Below are 21,262 nucleotides of genomic sequence, written 5' to 3' on the forward strand. Positions count from 1 at the left end.
TTTACTATTCAACAATGTCTAAAAAAGAAAATGGAGGAAATTATGAAGAGAGAAACCACCAAAAGACTTACCGCTATGGGAATGTCAGTAGCAATGGCTGCAGGACTTTTCACAACCATGGGAACAACTGCTGTATGGGCAGAGGATTCAGCACCAAAAGCAACAGCTGCAGATAACGGCATTGAGCTTCCGGAGCTTGAGGATGGAACTTTACATCTGGAAGTAAGCATCGCAGATTATCAGCAGTCTTCTGACGGAACACTGGTTCAGGAAAAATGGCAGGAGGCTATGGAGAATTACCTTGGTTGCAAGCTTGACATTACATGGACAAGAACACCTGCGAAGGACTATTCGGAAAATGAGCTGGTTGTACTTCAGTCCGGTTCAGTTCCGGATATTGCTACTGTAACAAAGGGATCAGCGGTCAATGAGTACGGTGAGGACGGCACCTTATTAAATCTTGCTGATTATTCCGATTATATGGTTTACTATCCGGAATATATGAAAGAGACAAACGGCGGCGAGAATTTCGCAAAGAATGAGGACGGATCCATGTATTACTTTATGGACGGCTTCTATAACCCGGATGACATCCAGGGAGCACAGTCCTTCACAGCATTTGCATATCGTTTTGATCTTCTCAAAGAAAACGGCTGGCAGCCGGCTGCCACACTGGATGAGTTTACACAGCTTTGCTCTGACATGCAGGCAAAGATTGACGATGGATCACTTGATCTTGATTATGTTATTATCAACAACACAAAAGATTACACCCTGTACCGTGGATTTGTTGGAATTTTCCACACATGGGACTGCCTGTACTACAACGGTGAGGAATGGGTATTCGGACCGATTGAGGATAATTTCCGTGAGTGCCTGAAATATCTGAATAGCTTATATGAGGCTGGATATATTGATCCCGAGTTTTCAACAGCAGACTTCAATCAGGGTCAGACAAAAGCTACAACAAATGTTGGCGGTATTTGCCCGACACTTTGGTCAGGATCTGTAGCAAGCTGGAATGCTGCTAAGACAGATGACAACATGGAATGGGGCCTTGCATATCTTCCGGAGAATACAGAGTATGGTACTGCCTGGAAGTGGGGTTCCAGACAGGCTGCCAAATCTCTGAATGCAAATATGGGTATTTATATCAGTGCAGAAACCGAGCATCCGGAATATGCAGTAGCAATGATCGACTATCAGTATTCTGATGAGATGGTAAACCTTATGAACTGGGGTGTTGAAGGCGAAACCTATACAGAAGCTGATGGAACTAAGACTTTCGTAGATGATATTCTGAACGATGCAACACCTGCAACAAAATCCGCTGAGTATGGACTTACCTCTTCTAGCGTTTGCAGAACCGGTATTCCATTTAACCCGATTGATTTCAACGCAATGCTTGAGGTTGCTTCTAATCCGGAGCCATGGTGGAATGCTGAAAAAGGTTACTATGAAGGAAAATACTGGGTTGAGTCTGATGCCAACGGCGGAGAGGATTCTGTTTCCCCATACGACAGAGCACCGGTTACCTATCTGACTGCCGAAGAGTCTTCTGCAAAAGCAGAGCTTGGATATGGCGGAACCTGCGAGACACGAGTAAAAGAGCTTGCGCTTCAGTTTATCACAGGTGAGAACGATATTAATGATGACGATGCATGGGAAGATTACATTGATGACATCAAGAGCCAGACAGATGAAGACTTTGATGAAATCATTGAAACTCTGAATGAGAAAACTGTTAAATAAGATAAACAATAAGGCTTTAAAAATTCTGCTTTCATAAAGAGAAGCCCTCTCCAGCGGAAAGGCACAGGTTATGTGCTTTCGCTGGGGAGGGCTTTTTAATGTGGGGGATATGAAAAATCTACATAGGAGATATACGTTTTTTCCATTCAAAATATATCAGGTAAATTTTATAATGAATTATCTATAAAGAGGGAGGAATATGCAATGAAACTGTACGATCTGATGACAGATAATCGCCGAGAAAATATTCTGGCAGGAAGTAAAAAACCTGTATTTAGCTGGAGAGTTGAGACAGAAAAAAGGAATGTGTGCCAGGAAAGCTATAGGGTGCAGGTCTGGGATGAGCAGGGAAATTCTGTTTGGGACAGCGGAACTGTAGAATCTTCCCGGATGGCTGGAATTCAGTATGAAGGAAAGGAACTTCAGTCAGGAAAAAGAATGACCTGGCATGTAAGCTGTACATTTTCCAGCGATGAAGGCGCGATGACCGCAGAAGAAGAGAGTTCCTTTGAGACTGCTTATTATAATCGCAAGGACTGGAAAGGAAGGTTTATTGGCGAGACAACGGACTATGAATATCACCTGTATCGGAAGAAGTTTAGCTGCAAAAAGGCAGTGAAGCTGGCCAAGCTTTATGTGTGTGGAATGGGGGCTTTTGAGTGCTGGATTAATGGAGAAAGAGTGTCTGATCATGTAATGGAACCTGGCTGGACAGACTTTCGAAAGACTTGCTTTTATACGGCATATGATGTGACGGAATATTTTGCAGAAGGGGAAAATTTGGAGAATATAATTCTGGTAAAGCTGGGGGATTGTATGTTCAATGTTCCGGGAGGTCGCTATGTGTATTTCCAGCGTTCTTACGGAAAGGCTAAGTTTTTGTGCCAGCTGGAGCTGGTTTATGAGGACGATAGCCGGGAATATGTGGTGACGGATGAATCCTGGAAAAGAGCAAAAAGTCCGATTGAATTTTGCTGTATTTACGGTGGAGAAGATTTCGATGGAAGAAGATGGACAAAGGAATATTTGAACTCAGATACATCGGAAATTTGGGAAGCTGCCGTGTGTGTGGAACCACCTTTAGGGGAACTGAAACCGGCACCAATGGAACCATTAAAGATAAAAGAAATCTATCAACCTGTTAGTGTGAGAGAAGTAGAAACAGGGGTATGGCAGTATGATCTGGGAAAAAATTTTTCCGGATGGGCAAGGATTTTCCTGAAAACAGATGGCAGAAAAGCAGGACAGAAGGTGGTTCTGAAAACTGCAGAAAAGTTAGATGAAAACGGACGGATTGATCAGTCTGTAACAGGAAAAGATTACGCCTGGACATACATATTAAATGAGGAAAGAGAACAGGAATTTGCACCGGATTTTACGTATACAGGGTTTCGTTATGTGGAGATGACAGGGGCTGTTCCAGAAAAAGAAATCACTTTACAGGGGGAATTTATTTATCCGGATATCGACCAGGCGGGAGATTTTTTCTGCTCGAATACTCTGTTTAATCAGATACATGAAATTGTTTTACAGGCAATTAAAAGCAATACAAAAAGTTATTTCACAGACTGTCCACATAGGGAAAAGCTGGGCTGGCTGGAGCAGACACATCTGATCGGACCTTCCATTATGTATAATCTGGATGTGCATAATCTGTATACAAAAATTGAAGGAGACATGGCCGATTCTCAACGGGAAAATGGTCTGATACCGGATATTTGTCCGGAATATGTGACTGGATTTGATAAGTGGCATAAGGGATTTCTGGATTCACCTGAGTGGGGAAGTGCCTGTGTGCTGGCTCCCTGGTATGCATACAAACGTTACGGAGATCTTGCATTGCTGGAAAAATATTTCCCGGTAATGAAGAAATATGTGGAGTACCTTTCTTCCAAAACGCACCATGAAGTGCTTCATCACGGACTTGGAGACTGGCTGGATATCGGTCCTTGCACCCCGCATTCCCAGAACACTCCGGTTCCCGTTGTGGCGACTTGTATTTATTATTATGACCTTCAGATTATGGTAAAAATAGCACAGCTTCTCGGGAAAAAAGAGGTTGCAGAAGCGTATCAGAAGAAAATGAAACTGGTATTTGAGGAATACAATCTGCAGTTTCTGGATGACCAGACCGGACGTTATGCAAACGGCAGTCAGGCGGCACAGGCCATGAGCCTGATCGTGGGACTGGTGCCGGAGGAGTATCAGGATAAAGTGGTTTCGCAGCTGAAGGATGATGTGGTAAAAAGAGGCTATGCCATCACAGCTGGTGATGTGGGACATCCGTTTTTGATTGCTGCACTGATGAAATATGGCATGTCAGATGTACTCAATGAGATGACGAATATTACAGATAAACCAGGATACGGCTATCAGGTCGTAAATGGAGCAACAACCCTTACTGAGGAATGGGACGGACCAGAGCCTGGAAACATTCACGGTTCCCAGAATCACCTGATGCTGGGAAGTATTGAAGAGTGGTTTTATGGATCTCTTGGAGGGATGGAACTGGTTCGCGACGGGCTTTCATTTGAAGAAATCCGAATTCAGCCGCACCCGGAAAAAGGCGTGGACTGGGTAAATGCCTGGACCATGCATTCTTATGGAAAAATCAGTGTAAAGTGGAAACGGGAAAATGAGAAAACCAGGGTTTTCTGCCAGATTCCGCCGGGACTTACAGCGCATTTGGAATCACCGGATGGGAAAGAAATCATGATTGTGGGAAGCGGATATTATGAGTATGAGATATAAATAAGAAAACAGTAAGGATAGATCATCGGGGGAATAATCAATGAAAAAACAGAAGCTGATATGGCTGGATACGGTAGAAAATCCAGAGGGACAGATGGAATTAATCATAAAATACAGAGGGAGCACAAATGAAGAAAATGCTGCAGTCCTTCTGGAAATCAGAGATAAAAATAATGTCCTTTTGAAAGAAAAAGGTGAGCTCAGACAAGACACTGCCAGGGTAAAAACAGCTGTATTTAAATGCCAGGGAGTACAGTGCTGGACACCTGAAAATCCGGCTTTGTACCAGGTGAATATAGTGCTTGAGTTATCAGATAAGAATAATGAGAAAACCTATATAAGGCATGGACAAAAGCTTGGATTTCGTTCTTTGAAGCGGCAAAATCAGCAGGTTTTTTGGAATCATAAGCCTGTAAAGCTGCTTGGAATCTGCTACCGTGAACCAGATTCTAAGATGGAAAATTGGGAGACGGTTTTGCGCCGTGATCTGGAATTATTTAAGGCAGCACACATTAATTTTATCCGCAGTATTTACTATCCATTCAGTGAAAAAATGTTGGAGCTGTGTGATGAAATGGGTTTTTGGGTGGAAAATACAGCTCCTTTCTATGAACTGGGACAGACCAAAAAGAACATCAGTGAGCTGCCACATATGCAAAAAGAATTTGAAACAGCAGCAGAAGAATTGCTTGTAAATGGAAGCCATACCAGTGTGCTTCTCTGGTCACTGGGACATGATTGCGCATGGGGAGTAAATTTTGGAATCATTCGTGACCGCATCAGGGAACTGGATGATATTCGCCTGATGACCTTTCACTTGCCAATGTCCATTCCAGAAGAAGAACCACAGATGGATGTGTGGCCAGTTCATGACATTGACTGGCGTCTTCCTTTTGACAAGACGTATGATCAGATGGTGATTTTCCACACGCCAGGGGCTGAAAATGAGATTGGATATATGGTTGCAGATGCAGATTATCCAGCGCCTGTACTTCACGAGGTCTGGTCACCGATAGTATGCCATAACCGGGATGAAATTCAAAGAGATCCTGGAATCCGTGATTTCTGGGGAAAAAGCATTCGTACTTTTGTAGAAAAATCAGCTCGGACTTCAGGGTGCCTCGGTGGAGCAGTGCTGGCTGGCGTGGATGAGGACGGCAGCTTTGAAGGGCTGATGGATTATGAATGGGGAATTCTGGACGTGAATCATAATCCGAAGCCAGAATATTATCACTTGAAAAATGCATATGGAGCAGCTTCAAAAGAAGCATACGCGGAGTTGGAAAATGAGAATTCTGTGGTGGAAACAAAGATAAATTGTTTCAGAAGGCAGAATGAAATCCGTAATACAAACTGGAAAATTCAGTGGACGGAAGATGCTCTTTACATAGAAAATGACAATACTTTTTATGTTTTTTCCAGAAAAAAATGTCTGCTAAAGGAAGCTGGGCTTATACAAAAACAAGGAAAAAAAGTACTGATAAAAGGTGGCCCATTTTTGAATACAGCAGGATTTTTACTTGGAAAATGGATAGGAAGAAGCCTTGAAATTTGTTCTGTAGATGGGGCGGAAAATGTACAGATAAAGATAAGCGGAACTTATGAAAATACCCTTGATCTTTGTTTTTATCTTACTATTTTTCAGAATGGAATACTGGAAACTGCATATGAAGTTCAGAAGTTATTCCGTCATATGCCACACCGTGTGAAAGCAGAAATCGGCATCTCAAGTGGTGGCTTAGGAGAGAAGGGCGGAGCTTATTATGTAACAGAACCGGATAGAATACGAATAGTTTCTCAGGGGTGTAAGGTTCGGCTGGAACCGGCAGCTGAATTAACAGAAGGGGCTATTGTAGATAATTTGGATCCGCGAATAAATTATGTGGGTAATTGGATAAAAATGGAAGATTACTGTGGAAATCTTAACGGATCTGAGACATTAAGCAATACAGCAGGAGATTATGCGGAACTGAGGTTTACAGGGACAGGAATCACTGTTTATGGACCATGGGATATTTTATATGGGATGTGTAACGTATATTTGGACGGAGAACTCTGGAAGAAAGATATGAGTCAGTACCCACCGAAAGTGGATTTTCCGGGAATGAGCAGAGGCTATGAAAAACGCTATAGACAGATACTGGCAGAGGTGCATGGACTGGAAGAAAAAAAACATACACTTCGCATAGAGGTAACCGGAACAAAAGAAGCAAAAGCGCAGAATACATACACTTCGATTGATTATGCAGTATTGGAAGGAAGCAGTTATACAGGTGGATTCAAAATGAATATTGCAGTAGACTTTAATTATCCCAGAATGGTACGAGGCTGCGTTCGAAGACCTGATGTAAAGCTGATTCCAGGCGTGCGGGAGTCTTTCAGAATACAAATGCTGTTGGAGGAAGACAAATGAATATGACTATAGATGAATTAAAAAATTATCCTATGCCAAGAGTGATTCCCCTTCCAAAATGGAGTAAAGCGGCAGAAAATTCAGTAATCTGCCTGGATGGAAGCTGGAAAGTAACAGACAAAAAAGATGGTGCAATACAACAGGTTCAGGTGCCCTTTGACATGGGAATTCTTCACAAAAAGGGATTATCACAGCACTACAGATATGAGAGGGAGATACAGCTTCCAAAGAGAGAAAAAAATAGTCGTATTGTGCTGAAATTCCAGGGGATTAATGGTTTTGCCACAGTCTATGTGGATGGAAAACAGGTAGCATATCATGAAAATGGATTTATAACATGGAATGTGGACATTACGGAGGAAGTATGTGGAAAAGATGCCATTTCACTCATTATCGATGTGGATGAAGAAGCAGATATTGTCAGTGCCTATAGCCATGGTGGGATGCTTCACAGCAGTTGGCTGTATGTATTACCGGAAGCTTATGTGAATGCACTTTATCTGTCACCGTTATTTGACGAGGATATGGAAACCTGCAGCCTGCGGGTGGATATGGACCTGGCAGATATGCCTGGAAGCATAGACAGGAGGGGGAAAATACAGTCTGTAGAAATGGCTGCCGGGAAGGAAAAAGGTCGGCTTGCTAGTGCTGCTGTATATAAAGCTGAGTTTGTTTTGTACGATCCAAACGGTATAAAAACAAAGGAGAAATCCCTGGTTTTAGACAATAAAATTAAAGGCTATTACACCGATCAGCTGTATGTAGCCAACCCGGTTCTCTGGGATGCAGAGCACCCAAGACTATACAGATTTGAACTTATATTATATAAATTAGATTCTATCTCTGGTACCTGGGAACTACTGGAAAAGGCAGAAAAAAAGGTGGGTCTCAGAAAGCTGGAACGCAAGGGTAATCGTCTATTTGTAAACCATAATGAGGTGAAATTACGTGGTGTGTGCCGCCATGAAATCAGTCCAAGAAACGGACGTGCATTGACCAATGAGCTGATTGAACAGGATGTAGCATTGTTTAAAGAAGCAAACTGCAACTATATCCGAACCTCCCATTATCCGCCAAGCGAATATTTTCTTGACCAGTGTGATGAGCATGGAATTTACGTGGAAGACGAGCTGGCATTAGCATTTATTGCAAGGACATTGCCCTATACACAGCGTGATCCTAAGGAAACAAACCGTTATCTCAGTCATTTTGCAGAAACAATGGCAAGGGATTACAATCATCCTTGCGTAATTATCTGGTCTCTTTGTAATGAGTCCTTTGGAGGCCATAACTTTGATCTTCTTAATCGCTTTGCGCATTTGAAGGATCCTACCAGAATGACAAAATTCAGCTATCCAATGACTATTCGGGAAGAGCATGAAATGCCAGATATCTGGAGCATTCATTACTCTGAATATAATGCTGACCTGGCAGGAAAAAAGGACAATTTAAGTGTGGGAGGCGCACCTGGAAAAGATATGCCTGTGCTTCATGACGAATATGTACATGTGGCCTGCTACAACCGTGAGGAGATGCGAAGAGATCCAAACATCAGAAGCTACTGGGGCGAAAGCATCCGTATTTTCTGGGATAATATCTGGAATACCCAGGGTGCTCTTGGCGGTGCAATCTGGGCTGGAATCGATGAAACGGATCTTTATGATGGTGGAAACGGACAGATGGAATGGGGAATCATTGATGTCTGGAGAAGAAAGAAACCGGAGTTTTACATGACCAGAAAAGCCTATTCTCCAATTAAAGTTATTCATAGCGAAGTAAAGGCTCAGGAGAAAAAGGTTCTGTTGATTATAGAAAATCGTTTCTGTCACACCAATTTAAATGAAGTCAAAGTGCAGTGGAAATGCGGTGACGAAAACGGTATCTGGAAGCTTCCGGAATGTGCGCCGGGAAAGGTGATTAAGGTTTTACTGCCGCTGGAAAATGCAGAGGATCAGTCTCCGGTTACACTGGAATTCCTGGATGGAAATGACTGCCAGATAGATGAAATGAAGGTGTTTTCCCGAGATTATGTGGAAGCTCCGCTGTTTGAGTTAAGTGCAGATGAAACAGAAAATATAAAAGCTTTAAAGATTCATAAAGAAAACCAGGAAGTTTTCATAACGGGAAATGATTTTAAGTTTTCTTTCAATGTTAAGACCGGCCTTTTGACCGGCGGCTGGGCAAAGCAGAATAATAAAATTCTGGTTGGCGGTCCAATATTAAATGTCCCATACCTGAAGCTAGGAGCCTGGTATATGACCTCTTTTGCAGTGAAAGAAAACCAGAATTTTGTAGAAGTTCGAATTCAAGGCGGATATGAAAAAACGCTATCTATAGAGTGGATAATAGAGATTCAAAATGACGGAACCTTCTACACAACATATCAGATCCTTCACCTGGAAAAACATCTTCCCAAGCAGATAAAGCTTCGTGTAGGTGTAGATTGCGGCGGGCTGGATGAGCTTGGAATAGCATACATTCTGGATCCATCTGTGGACACCTTATCCTGGAGAAGAAATATGGATCCGGATCAGGAGGGACGAATTTCTCTCTATCCAAAGGACCATATTTCCCGAAATCAGGGAACTGCAAAGCGCTTTACCAGATCCAATATCTGGGGTGAAATGCCAGTGACTTCCTGGGGGGAAGACATGCGTGACGATATTCTTTTTGGGCGTTATGATGGAGAATATCATGGAAGTAATGATTTCAAAAGTACCAAAGAGGATGTTGCAGAAGCGTATGTTTATAATGAGGACCGAACTAAAATACAGAATGCATTTAATGGCGAAAAAGATGCTGGTAAAATCGGAATGCTGAAAATATTCGGTGCCCAAAAGGAGTCCGATCAGAACAGAAGGCGGGAAGTCTCCAAAGCTAATATCCGTTTGGAAGTGCTTGATCCGAAAGAAGAAAAAATTCTGGAATCTGACTCACAAATTGCCTATACCGGAACCTGGTATCAGGTAATGGATAAGAAGGAAAGCGACCACGGAACGGAGATGTGGAGCAGGGAAAAAGGTGCTGCACTTACTTGTAAATTTCAGGGCACCGGAATCCTATGGTACGGTCCTCAGGATCCTGCGTTTGGCATGGCAGACGTATATGTAGACGGGGAAAAGAAAGCATCCCATATCAGCCAGAGAAGTGCCGGAGTTGATTTCTCCTGCTGCTCTGCAGGTTACGATAAGTGCTATCATTTGCCGATTTTTTCTATTAAAAATCTGCCTTATGGAGAGCATACGATTCGCATTGAAGTGTGCGGAGAAAAAGCAGAAGACGCCACAGATTGTTACATAGTTCTGGACTATTTGCGAGTACTTGGAACAAATCATACAGAGCCTGTTAAGCTGATGATAAACCAGGATTTTTCCTACCCGCATATATCCTGGGGAAATGTGAGAAAGCCTCCAATTATTATAAGAGACGGCACCTGCGGCACTGTTAAGATGAAGCTGTGCACAGTCACTAAAACATGCCAGGTTGATAAATAATAGATTATAAAACAGGAGAATACATAAAATGATCGAATTAACAGACCCGAAAATACAGAAGTATCTGACTCCTTACCGTTATGAAAAACCAGTACTTCATGGATCCGGAATTCTTGGTGCATTTGATGAAAAAGCAGTAGATATTCCATTTGTTTTCTGGCATCAGAACAAGTATTATATGTTGTATACAGGCTTCGACGGCAAAGGATATCAGTCAGCCTTAGCAACCAGTGATGATCTTCTTCACTGGGAGCATAAAGGCGTAATTCTCAAACGAAATCTGGATTCCGACCGTTGGGATCGCATTGGCGGTGCAGCCACCTGGATGATTAAAGAAAGTGATGATTTTAATCAGATTCCAAAGCTTGGAAAAGTAGAGGGAAAATATTGGCTGGTTTATCATTCTTATCCTTCCACAGGCTATGAAAATGGCCCCGCTGAAATTGGTCTGGCGTGGACAGAAGACGAAGAGCTGCTAGACTGGCATTTTCCTGATAAGCCTTGCTTCTCCTGGAAAGACGGTGCCGACTGGGAAGCTGGCGGACTCTATAAAGCCTGCATTATCCGCAATAATGACATTTGGTACATGTTTTATAATGCAAAAGACAAAGAAGAACGCTGGACGGAACAGACAGGTGTTGCAACCTCAAAGGATCTTCTTCACTGGGAAAGATATGAAGGAAATCCAGTGATGAAGGTAAACCGGGAATCCTGGGATGAGCGCTTTGTATCTGATCCATATATTGTGAAGGATGGGGATATTTGGGTAAATTTTTACTTTGGCTATGGCAAGATTTATGAGGATGGACACAGTCACGCCCAGGAAGGACTGGCCCTGTCTGCTGATCTCCTTCACTGGGAAAAAGTAAGGGAACCAATCCTCTCTTTTGGCCCGGAGGGAACTTATTACAGCGGTCATGTTCATAAGGCATCTATTGTAAAAAAAGATGACACATTGTATCACTTTTACTGTGCAACCTGCCCTTGGAAAGAGGGAGATCCAACTAGTGCATACGGTGAATACAGAACCATATGCGTAGCAGCAAATAAGAAATTTTGACCTGATTCTGACAAAAATAAACGCACATAAACAGAACAATATTATGATACAAAAGAAACAGGAGAGTGTATGAAACATTTACAAGCTTTGCTTCAGGGAAAGTGTACCAGCCACATTTTGCCATTCCTTTGGATGAAAGGGGAAGATAATGAAACTATCAAAAAAGAGCTGGATAAAATAGAGGCATGCGGTATCCGTGAGGTTTGTCTGGAATCCAGACCACATCCGGATTTCTGTGGCCCTAAGTGGTGGGAAAATCTGGATTTTATTTGTGAAGAAGCTGAAAAAAGAGGCCTTCGTCTCTGGATTCTGGATGATAAAAAGTTTCCAACGGGATATGCTAACGGAGGATTTGAAAAGCACCCGGAAAAGTCAAAGCTGTACCTTGGAGAGCGACATATGGACATTATGGGTCCCTGCCGCAACAGTGCAGTTCTGGTGGAAAATTTTATTCCTTCAGATGGAAGACTACTGGGAATTCTGGCAGTACCAAAGCCAGATGGACAGACTTTGGCAATAAAAGGAAGCGGCATTTTGAATCTTACAGATACCATGGAAAACGGTTTTGTGTACTTTGATCTTCCAGAAGGAGCTTATCGCCTTTTTATCTTATTTACCACCAGAACCGGGGGCGGAAGAGATCATTATATGAATCTGATCGATTCCTCATCTGTCAAGGTATTGTTGGATGAAGTTTATGAAAAGCATTACGCTCGCTACAGTAAATATTTCGGAAATGTGATTGCTGGCTTCTTCTCTGATGAGCCAGAGCTTGGCAACGTAAAAGGCTATCCCTTTGACAACATGTTAGGCCAGAAAGATATCAGATTGCCTTGGAGCGATGAGCTGGAAAGAAAACTAACAGAGACCTGGAAAGAGGAATTTCTCACCAATCTTCCTGCATTGTGGTACGATTCCGAAGAAAAAACCGCAAAGGTTCGTACAGAATATATGGATGCAATGACCCATTTGGTACACACCTGCTTCAGCGGTCAGATTGGAAGCTGGTGTCAGGTACATGGTGTAGAATATATCGGACATATTATTGAAGATGACAATGCACATGCACGGATGGGCTGCAGCATCGGACATTATTTCAGGGAAATGGAAGGACAGCATATGGCTGGCATTGATGTTGTTCATCATCAGATTGTACCGGGATTTACACAACCGGTTCATCAATGGATTGCAGGAGACCGCGACGGCGAATTTTTCCATTTCGGACTGGCCAAATTAGGAAGCTCGGCAGCTCATATTCAAAAAAACAAAAAAGACCGTGCGCTGTGTGAAATCTTCGGAAACTATGGATGGGCAGAAGGTAATTCCTTTATGAAATGGCTGACTAACCATATGCTTGTAAGAGGAATCAATGAGTTCACGCCACATGCTTTTTCCATGAAATATCCAGATCCTGATTGTCCGCCGCATTTTTATGCAGGCGGTAATAATCCGGGATTTGAGTGTTTCACCTGGCTCATGCAATACATGAACAGGAGTGCCCATTTTCTCAGCAATGGAACCCATCTGGCAGATGCGGCAATCCTTTATCATGGAGAAAGCGGGTGGTGCGGCGAAGCAATGTATTTCCAGAAACCAGGCCGTGCCCTTATGGAAAAACAGCTGGATTATGATGTGATTCCGGCAGATATTTTTGCAGAAGCTATCGTAGAAAATGGAGTGTTGAAGATTCTGGACAAGACCTACGCAAGTCTGATTCTTCCATATGCGCAGTGCTTGGATGAGCGTGTAGTGCAGTTTATAGAAGCCAATCAGAAAAATAAATTAAAGGTTTACATAATTGATAAATTGCCTGAAAAAACTACCAAAGGAACAGAATTGCCGGAAGCATTTTCCAAGTGGGTAGAGATTGTAACATTAGATAATCTGGCAAAAAAAGCTGCGGCAGAAAGTGAAAAGCACAGGATGCGTAAACTTGCAGTTACAGATAACGGTAAGGGAACAATTTCCGAAAACCTTCAGGACCTTCGCATGATCGTGAACCAGACAGAGGAAGGGCTTTGCGCAATGCTGTTTAACGAAAGCGTGTCCAGAAGAGCTGATTTTTCTTTGCTTGTACAGGACGATAAACTGGATGGACTGACCTTTTATGATCCCTGGTTTAATCGCGCCCAAAGCTTTGATTTGAAGCCTTATCCGGCACAGACAGAAGGCTATGCACATCAGATCCTGGGAAGTCTGGAGCCTGGAGAGAGCTGCTTTTTGTGTCTGGAAATAATAGAGCATATTAAAGAAGAAGGAATAAAAATTGAGTCCGATATACACTTTCCTGAGAAACAGACTACCCTCTATATTCCGTGGAAGGTAACTATCAAAGAGGGAAAAACTCTGCAGCTAAAAGCAGATAAAGAGCTTCCAAACATGAACGGAAGGGGCTATTTCCCTGCTTATACGGGAAGCTACCTATATACAGGAAGCTTCACCTGGAAGAAGAACGAAGGAGAGCATTACAGCCTGAAATTCCCGGAAGCGGCGGATTGCCTGAGAGTGAAATTAAACGGAGAAGATGTGGGCTATTTGGCTGGCTTCCCTGCGAAAGTGGAGGTTACAGATGCACTTCTGGACGGTGAAAATCATCTTGAAATAAAAGTAGATACTACTCTTGTCTGGAAGTTGAAAGATGGTGCATCCACTCATTTGCAGATACCTGCGACCGGAATTACAGAAGCACCGGTGATAGAGACGTATATGCGATATTAATTAGATGAGTTTGAAATGCTGTTAAACTTGAAGTTTGCGGAACCTGAGAATGCTGTAAATTACAGAAACAATATGAGAGGAAAATTAAGATGAAGAAAGCAGACAGAATATATTATGGCGGAGATTATAATCCTGACCAGTGGGATGATCAGACAATAGATGAGGATATGCGCTTGTTTAAAAAAGCTGGAATTAATTTATTAACTCTTCCAGTTTTTTCATGGGCAAAGCTTGAGCCAGACGAGGGTGTTTATAATTTCGAATGGTTGGACCGAATCATTGATAAAATTTGGGAAAACGGTATTCATGTATGCCTTGCTACTCCAACTACTGCACAACCGGCCTGGCTGTCCACCAGATATCCAGAAGTACTTCCTGTTGATATTGCAGGAAGAAAAAGAACTCATGGAATGCGCGTGTTCTTCTGCGTAAACAGCTTGAAATATCGAGAAAGAGCAGCTGCAATTGCAGAGCAAATGGCTATGCGTTACGCCCATCATCCAGCACTTGCGATGTGGCATGTTTCCAATGAATATGGAACCTATTGTTACTGTCCGACCTGTCAGGCAAAGTTTCGTGTATGGTTAAGAAAACGTTATGGAACAGTGGATGAACTGAATAAAAGATGGCACACCACGTTCTGGGGAAGAATTGTCAGTAGCTTTGAAGAAGTAACACTACCTACAGAATTAAATGATGATTATCGGTTTAATCCGGCAATTCAGTTAGACTATATGCGCTTTGTAACAGATTCAACAGCGGAATGTTTCCAGAATGAATATGATATTCTGAAAAAATATAATCCGGAGATTCCTATTCAGACAAATATGTCTGGTTTTATCAAGAAATTAGATCAATTTACCATGACTAAGAAATTGGACATAGTAGGATGGGATAACTATCCGTGGCCAGATGATCCGGCGTATTTCGTGGCAATGAAGCATGATATTATGCGAGGCTTAAAAGGAGGCCAGTCTTTTGTTCTAACAGAGCAGTCTCCAAATCAGCAGAACTGGCAGCCTTATAATCTGCTAAAACGTCCTGGTGAAGTGAGAAGATTATCCTATCAGGCAATGGCGCATGGAGCAGATACCTGCCTGTTTTTCCAGATGAGACAGTCTGTTGCCGGACAGGAAAAATTCCACGGGGCAATTATTAGCCATTCAGGAAGAGAGGATACAAGAGTTTTCAGGGAATCAAGTGTATTGGGAGCTGAGCTAGCGCATATAGGAGATACTTTTTTGAATGGAAGGACACCTGCAAGGGTAGGAATCCTTTTTGACTGGAACAACTGGTGGGCATTGGAACTTTCCAGCGGTCCGTCTAAGGATATGGATTATCTAAAAACAGTTTCTCTTTATTATGAAACCCTGTATCGCCAGAATATCGGAGTAGATTTTCTGCCATTTGAGGCAGAGCTGGAGAAATATGATCTCGTTATAGCACCTATGATTTATATGGAAAAAAATAATATTGGCGAAAAGTTAAATGCATATGTGAAAAATGGCGGAACTCTGGTTACTACAGTTATGTCTGGACTTGCAGATGAAAATGACCGTTGCGTATTCGGTGCTTATCCAGGAAAATTAAAGGACATGCTTGGAATCTGGGTAGAAGAAACGGACGCTCTTCGTCCGTATGAACAGAATCATATGAAAATCGAAAAGGCGGATATGGTTTCAAGAGAAGAATATTCCTGTGACTTTTTGTGTGATATTATTCATCCAGAAGGTGGTGCGGAAGTTCTTGCAACCTATGAAGATGACTTTTATGCAGGAACTCCATGCGTGACCTGCAATACTTTCGGAAAAGGAAAAGCTTACTATATTGGAACTCAGCCAGAACAGAAATTTCTGGAAGAACTGATGGAAAAAATTTGTAAAGACTGCAATATCGAAAGCGTATATTCTGCAGATGAAGGTGTGGAGCTGACAGTCAGAAAATCCGATAAAGGTAGAATTGTTTTTGTGATTAATCATAACAGTAAAGAGGCAGAAGTTGATTTTGGAACAGATAAACTGAAAAGCCTTATTGATGAGCGGAAATTTACCGGGAAGAATACGATTCAGCCAGGAGACGTATTTGTAACCATAGTTGAGGAATAGTTTGGAAGAAAATGGAGAAGTGTTGAAATGGAAAAGAATATTTTATTTCCCAAGTTAAATGGTTTCGTCCATGGTGGAGACTATAATCCGGAACAGTGGCTGGATCGTCCGGACATTCTGGAAGAAGATATCAGAATGATGAAAAAAGCAGGTGTGAACTGTGTTACACTTGGCGTTTTTTCCTGGTCCGTATATGAGCCTAGGGAAGGCGAATTTCACTTAGAGTGGCTGAAAAAAATTATGGACAGTTTATATGAAAATGGCATTTATACGATCCTTGCCACACCTTCCGGTGCAAGACCTGCATGGTTGGACAAAAAGTATCCGGAAGCAATGCGAGTTGGAAAAAACGGCCAGCGAAATCATCATGGAGTGCGTCACAATCACTGCATGTCCTCACCGGAATATCGCAAAAAAACAGCACTTATAGACAATCTGCTGGCTGAAAAATTCGGACAGCATCCTGGCCTTATTATGTGGCATGTTTCCAACGAATTAGGCGGAGAGTGCTATTGCCCTCTGTGCGTAGAGCGCTTCCAGAAATATCTGGCAGATCAGTTTGACCATGACATTGACAAATTAAATCAGGCATGGTGGACAACCTTCTGGAGTCACCGCTACAATGATTTCGACCAGGTGGAACCTCCTTTTGCAAACGGCGAAGGCAGTATTATGGGGCTGAATCTGGAGTGGCGGCGCTTTACTACCTGGAACATGAATGATTTCATGAATTCTGAAATAAAGGTTCTGAAAGAAGTCACCCCGGACATTCCAGTGACCGCAAACTTTATGATGCTTTATAACGGTCTGGATTACCGCAAAATGGCGCCATCCTTGGATGTGATTTCCTGGGACAGTTATCCACGCTATAACAATGATTACGAAAGCTTCTATGAAACTATGACAGAAAATGCATTCCATCATGCAGTGATGCGCGGACTGAAAAAGGACAAGCCCTTTATGCTGATGGAAAGTGCTCCGGGACTTGTAAACTGGCATCCATACAACAAAGTGAAAAGACCTGGCGTCCACAAGCTTGCGTGCATGCAGGCAATTGCCTGTGGTTCCGATACTGCTCAGTATTTTCAGTGGAGAAAAGGCCGCGGCTCCTTTGAGCAGTATCATGGAGCTGTTGTAGATCACCTTGGAAAGGATGATACCAGAATTTTCAGGGAGGTGGCAGAGGTTGGTGCTTTGCTCAAAAAAATTGCCCCTGCAGCAGGAACACTGGTAAAAGCAAAAACAGCTCTGTTATTTGACTGGGACAACCGTTGGGCAATCCAGGATGTAAAAGCATTAAGTGAAAACACAAAAAATTATGAAAAAACCTGCATTGGAATCTGGAAAGAATTTCAGAAGCTGGGAGTAGAAATGGATGTGGTTGGTTCCAGTGATGATCTTAGTGATTATAAAGTAGTTGTAGCGCCTATGCTTTATCTTCTCCAGTCGGGAACCACAGAAAATCTGCAGAAATTTGTGAAAAACGGCGGTCAGCTTCTAGCCACTTATTTTACCGGATATGTGGATAAAGATACCTTGTGCTATCTTGGCGGTTTTCCAGGAGACGGGCTGGCAGAGTTGTTCGGAGTGATTAGTGAGGAAATTGACACCTTATATTCCTCTGATAGAAACAGCTTGTGTTTTCCTGATGGAAAAAAATGGACTGTATATGATTACGCAGAAATCTTACGGGTTCAGGATGCACAGATCCTGGCTTCCTATGGAACTGATTTCTATGAGGGAAGTGCCGCATTAACTGTAAAAGAATGGGAAAGCGATACTCATACCGGAGAAAATGGTCGTGCCTATTACATAGCAGCAAGAGTTGCACCTGAAGAAATGGGAAGTCTGTTTGAAACAATGCTTGCTGATGCCGGAATTGCAGTTAAGGATCTTCCGGGAGAAGTGGAATACCATCAACGTCAGGGAGAAGACACTACCTATGAATTCTATCTGAATCATGGCAAAGAAAAATCGCTGATAAAGAATGTAACAGGTAGGAATTTGCTCACAGGAGAAGATATTAACGAAACATTATCGCTAGCTGCTTATGATGTGGCGGTGATTTGTAAACAGTCATAACAATAATAAATGTGACACTAAATAAAGAAATTGGACTTGACGATGACTGCTTTGTAATCGTAAAATTTTTGTATAGATTACAAAAAAGATGGTATGAATTTATAGGCTTTAATGGGTATAATTCACAAGTGAAAATAGAAAATTCAAAAATCGGAAGGGTTTGAAGACTGTTAAAACAGAAAAAGAAGGAGACATTTGAAATGAAATTAGGAATTGTTTATACTAGCACAACACCAGAACTTATTGAGTGTGTAAACGAAGAAATCAGAAAAAATCTTGGAGATACCCCGGAAATTCTCAACTATCAGGATCCGTCTATTCTTGCAGAGGTAAGAGAGCATGGTTATGTAACTGCAGGTGCAGCAGCTCGCCTTGTGGGAATGTACATGCAGGCTGTTTCTGACGGGGCAGATGCAATTTTAAACTGCTGCTCTTCTGTTGGAGAAGTTGCAGATGCCGCACAGAATATTGGACGCTACACAGGCATCCCGATTGTTCGTATTGATGAGGAAATGTGCCGTGAAGCAGCTCGCCTTGGCAAGAGAGTAGGCGTACTTGCAACTCTTCCTACTACCCTGGAGCCTACCAAGAATACAGTCTCCCGTGTTGCAAGAGAAATGAACAGCCATGTAGAACTGGTTGATGGACTTGTAGATGCATTCGGCGCAGACCAGGATAAATTTAAAGCTCTTCTTTGTGCAAAGGCAGAAGAAATCGCAGATCAGGTAGATGTGATTCTTTTGGCTCAGGGATCTATGGCATATGCAGAAGATGCAATTCATGAGAAAATTGGCAAACCTGTACTTTCCAGCCCACGTTTTGGCGCACAGGCACTTGCAGCTGCATTGAAGGCTAAAGGATTATAAGATTAATCATATAGAGAACAAAACTGCACAATTAAAGGAGAACAACCATGCTGACAGATACAACCAGATCCCCTTACGCGAAGGTACATGCGTTGGACGGGATGAAAGTAAAATGGACAGGCGGTCTTTGGAAGGAACGCTTTGATACCTGCGCGAACAGCACTGTGCCTCAGCTGAAGCACATGTTTGACAGCAAGGATATCAGCCATGTAGTAGAGAACTTCAAAATCTGCGCCGGAGATGCGCAGGGAGATTTTGACGGAACTGTTTTCGGAGACGGAGACTTTTATAAATGGATGGAATCTGCCATTTATACGGCTTATCAGACAGATAACCAGCTTCTGAAGGACGAGATTGAAAAATACATTGATCTCATCGGAAGAGCACAGCAGCCGGACGGCTATCTTTCCACCAAGCAGATCATTGGAGAAAGAAGCGGGAACGGCGTTTCCAGAATGGGAGATATTAACGATTTCGAGGTATACAACTTCGGACATATGTTTACAGCGGCCTGTGTACATAAAAGAATTACAGGTAAGGACAGCTTTCTTGCAATTGCAGCCAGAACGGCAGATTATCTGGAGCATCTGTATGAAGAGGCGGAGCGCACAGGAGAGGTTCAGACTGCAGTTTGCCCTTCCCATTATATGGGACTTGTGGAAATGTATCGTACCACTGGCGAGGAACGTTATCTAAAGCTTGCAAAGCAGGCGATTGCGCTTCGTGACAGCGTAAAGAACGGTTTGGATGACAACCAGGATAAGATTCCGCTGAAGCAGCATGAGAAGATTCTTGGACATGCAGTTCGTGCCAATTATCTCTATGCAGGTGTAGCAGATCTTTGCCTGGAAGAGGAAGATCCGGACTATATCAATGTTCTCCACAAAGTATGGAGAAGCCTTGTGGATAAAAAGCTTTATATTACCGGCGGATGTGGAGCCTTGTATAATGGTGCCTCTCCGTATGGATACTTTTTTGATCATCAGCTTGTTCATCAAGCATATGGCTATGAGTACCAGCTTCCGAATATTACTGCATACAATGAAACCTGTGCATCTCTTGGCGGCGTTTTCTGGGCATACCGCATGTTCCAGCTGGAGCCAAAGGCAGAGTACTTTGATATTCTGGAACGAATGATGCTGAATACCAACCTGGCTGCACTGAGCCTGGACGGAAAAAGATTTTTCTATGAAAATATGTTAAGACGTGCCAGGAAGCTTGACTATAAGCTGATCTGGCCTCTTACAAGAAGCGAATATATTCTCAGCTACTGCTGTCCGCCAAACCTGGCAAGAACCATCGCCCAGTCCAGCGAATATGCATATCTTACATCTGATAACAGCGTATGGACCGGTATGTACGGTGCTAGTGAAGCACAGGTGAAGCTGGAAAATGGCGGAGAATTCACATTGGTACAGTCCACTGATTATCCGTTCGATGGAGCAATCCGCTTCACAGCAAAGAATGTGAAGGTAAATGCTCCTGTTCACTTAAGACTGCGTGTTCCGGGATGGGCAGCTTGTGGTCACATCAAGGGCGCTGGCACAGACCGCGAGCTGACAGCAGCAGATGCAGGCACTTATCTGGATATTCTCGTAGAGGATTTACAGAATATGGATGTACAGCTGAATCTGGATATGAAGATCCGCTATACAGTAGCTAATAACATGGTTGAAGAAACTGTGGGACAGGCTGCAATTGAGAGAGGACCATTGGTATATTGCTGCGAGAGTGTAGATACCCATGCATCGACTCTGGATGACATTTATCTGGATCTGAATGCAGAGTTTGTTCCTGTTGAATTTGAAATCGAGGGAAGAAAAATGACAGCCCTCGAGACTGAGGAATATACCATTGACCGTTCTGAGTTTGACAGAAATGCTCTGTATCAGCCGCTGAAATACCATGGTATGAGCAAAAAGCATGTACGTCTGATTCCATATTATGCATGGGATAACCGTGATTACGGTGAGATGAGAATCTGGTTTCCAATCGCATATACCGTATAAAAATGGGTACTG

Annotated in this window: 10 protein-coding genes; all 10 read left to right on the forward strand. The window is 42.7% G+C overall.

Going from position 1 to position 21,262, the window contains the following annotated elements; all coding sequences use genetic code 11:
- Window positions 1–42: 42 nt before the first annotated feature.
- The 10 genes from H8S54_RS01790 (at window position 43) to H8S54_RS01835 (ending at window position 21,250) form a co-directional block, all read left to right on the forward strand.
- Complete coding sequence (locus H8S54_RS01790) at window positions 43–1,752, forward strand: type 2 periplasmic-binding domain-containing protein (RefSeq protein ID WP_186900757.1); 1,710 nt, start codon at window positions 43–45, stop codon at window positions 1,750–1,752.
- Between the two features lie 204 nt (window positions 1,753–1,956).
- Window positions 1,957–4,503, forward strand: a complete 2,547-nt coding sequence (locus H8S54_RS01795) for an alpha-L-rhamnosidase (RefSeq protein ID WP_186900758.1) — start codon at window positions 1,957–1,959, stop codon at window positions 4,501–4,503.
- 40 nt (window positions 4,504–4,543) lie between these two features.
- On the forward strand, window positions 4,544–6,916 hold the full coding sequence (locus H8S54_RS01800; protein WP_186900759.1) for a glycoside hydrolase family 2 TIM barrel-domain containing protein: 2,373 nt from the start codon (window positions 4,544–4,546) through the stop codon (window positions 6,914–6,916).
- Window positions 6,913–10,410: a glycoside hydrolase family 2 protein gene (locus H8S54_RS01805; protein WP_186900760.1), complete on the forward strand. Its 3,498-nt coding sequence runs from the start codon at window positions 6,913–6,915 to the stop codon at window positions 10,408–10,410. The genes H8S54_RS01800 and H8S54_RS01805 overlap by 4 nt, the downstream gene beginning before the upstream one ends.
- A 28-nt stretch (window positions 10,411–10,438) precedes the next feature.
- Entirely contained in the window at window positions 10,439–11,470 is a 1,032-nt protein-coding gene (locus H8S54_RS01810) for a glycoside hydrolase family protein (protein ID WP_186900761.1), read from the forward strand.
- 69 nt (window positions 11,471–11,539) lie between these two features.
- The gene (locus H8S54_RS01815) at window positions 11,540–14,188 is read left to right on the forward strand and encodes a hypothetical protein (RefSeq protein ID WP_186900762.1); all 2,649 of its coding nucleotides are present in this window, start codon (window positions 11,540–11,542) and stop codon (window positions 14,186–14,188) included.
- An 89-nt stretch (window positions 14,189–14,277) separates the two neighbouring features.
- Complete coding sequence (locus H8S54_RS01820; protein ID WP_021925074.1) at window positions 14,278–16,293, forward strand: beta-galactosidase; 2,016 nt, start codon at window positions 14,278–14,280, stop codon at window positions 16,291–16,293.
- Between the two features lie 27 nt (window positions 16,294–16,320).
- A complete protein-coding gene (locus tag H8S54_RS01825) occupies window positions 16,321–18,375 on the forward strand; it encodes a beta-galactosidase (RefSeq protein ID WP_186900763.1) in 2,055 nt (684 codons plus the stop codon).
- Window positions 18,376–18,575: 200 nt separating this feature from the next.
- Window positions 18,576–19,241, forward strand: a complete 666-nt coding sequence (locus tag H8S54_RS01830; RefSeq protein ID WP_117849481.1) for an aspartate/glutamate racemase family protein — start codon at window positions 18,576–18,578, stop codon at window positions 19,239–19,241.
- A gap of 47 nt (window positions 19,242–19,288) precedes the next feature.
- A complete protein-coding gene (locus H8S54_RS01835; protein WP_186900764.1) occupies window positions 19,289–21,250 on the forward strand; it encodes a glycoside hydrolase family 127 protein in 1,962 nt (653 codons plus the stop codon).
- Window positions 21,251–21,262: the final 12 nt, after the last annotated feature.

The sequence above is a fragment of the Blautia segnis genome, from assembly GCF_014287535.1.
GTDB classification, from domain to species: Bacteria; Bacillota; Clostridia; order Lachnospirales; family Lachnospiraceae; genus Blautia_A; species Blautia_A acetigignens.

Bases quoted from the DNA above. Each gene is read 5' to 3' on its own strand.
- H8S54_RS01790 (WP_186900757.1), top strand. From the start codon at position 43: ATGAAGAGAGAAACCACCAAAAGACTTACCGCTATGGGAATGTCAGTA.
- H8S54_RS01795 (WP_186900758.1), top strand. From the start codon at position 1,957: ATGAAACTGTACGATCTGATGACAGATAATCGCCGAGAAAATATTCTG.
- H8S54_RS01800 (WP_186900759.1), top strand. From the start codon at position 4,544: ATGAAAAAACAGAAGCTGATATGGCTGGATACGGTAGAAAATCCAGAG.
- H8S54_RS01805 (WP_186900760.1), top strand. From the start codon at position 6,913: ATGAATATGACTATAGATGAATTAAAAAATTATCCTATGCCAAGAGTG.
- H8S54_RS01810 (WP_186900761.1), top strand. From the start codon at position 10,439: ATGATCGAATTAACAGACCCGAAAATACAGAAGTATCTGACTCCTTAC.
- H8S54_RS01815 (WP_186900762.1), top strand. From the start codon at position 11,540: ATGAAACATTTACAAGCTTTGCTTCAGGGAAAGTGTACCAGCCACATT.
- H8S54_RS01820 (WP_021925074.1), top strand. From the start codon at position 14,278: ATGAAGAAAGCAGACAGAATATATTATGGCGGAGATTATAATCCTGAC.
- H8S54_RS01825 (WP_186900763.1), top strand. From the start codon at position 16,321: ATGGAAAAGAATATTTTATTTCCCAAGTTAAATGGTTTCGTCCATGGT.
- H8S54_RS01830 (WP_117849481.1), top strand. From the start codon at position 18,576: ATGAAATTAGGAATTGTTTATACTAGCACAACACCAGAACTTATTGAG.
- H8S54_RS01835 (WP_186900764.1), top strand. From the start codon at position 19,289: ATGCTGACAGATACAACCAGATCCCCTTACGCGAAGGTACATGCGTTG.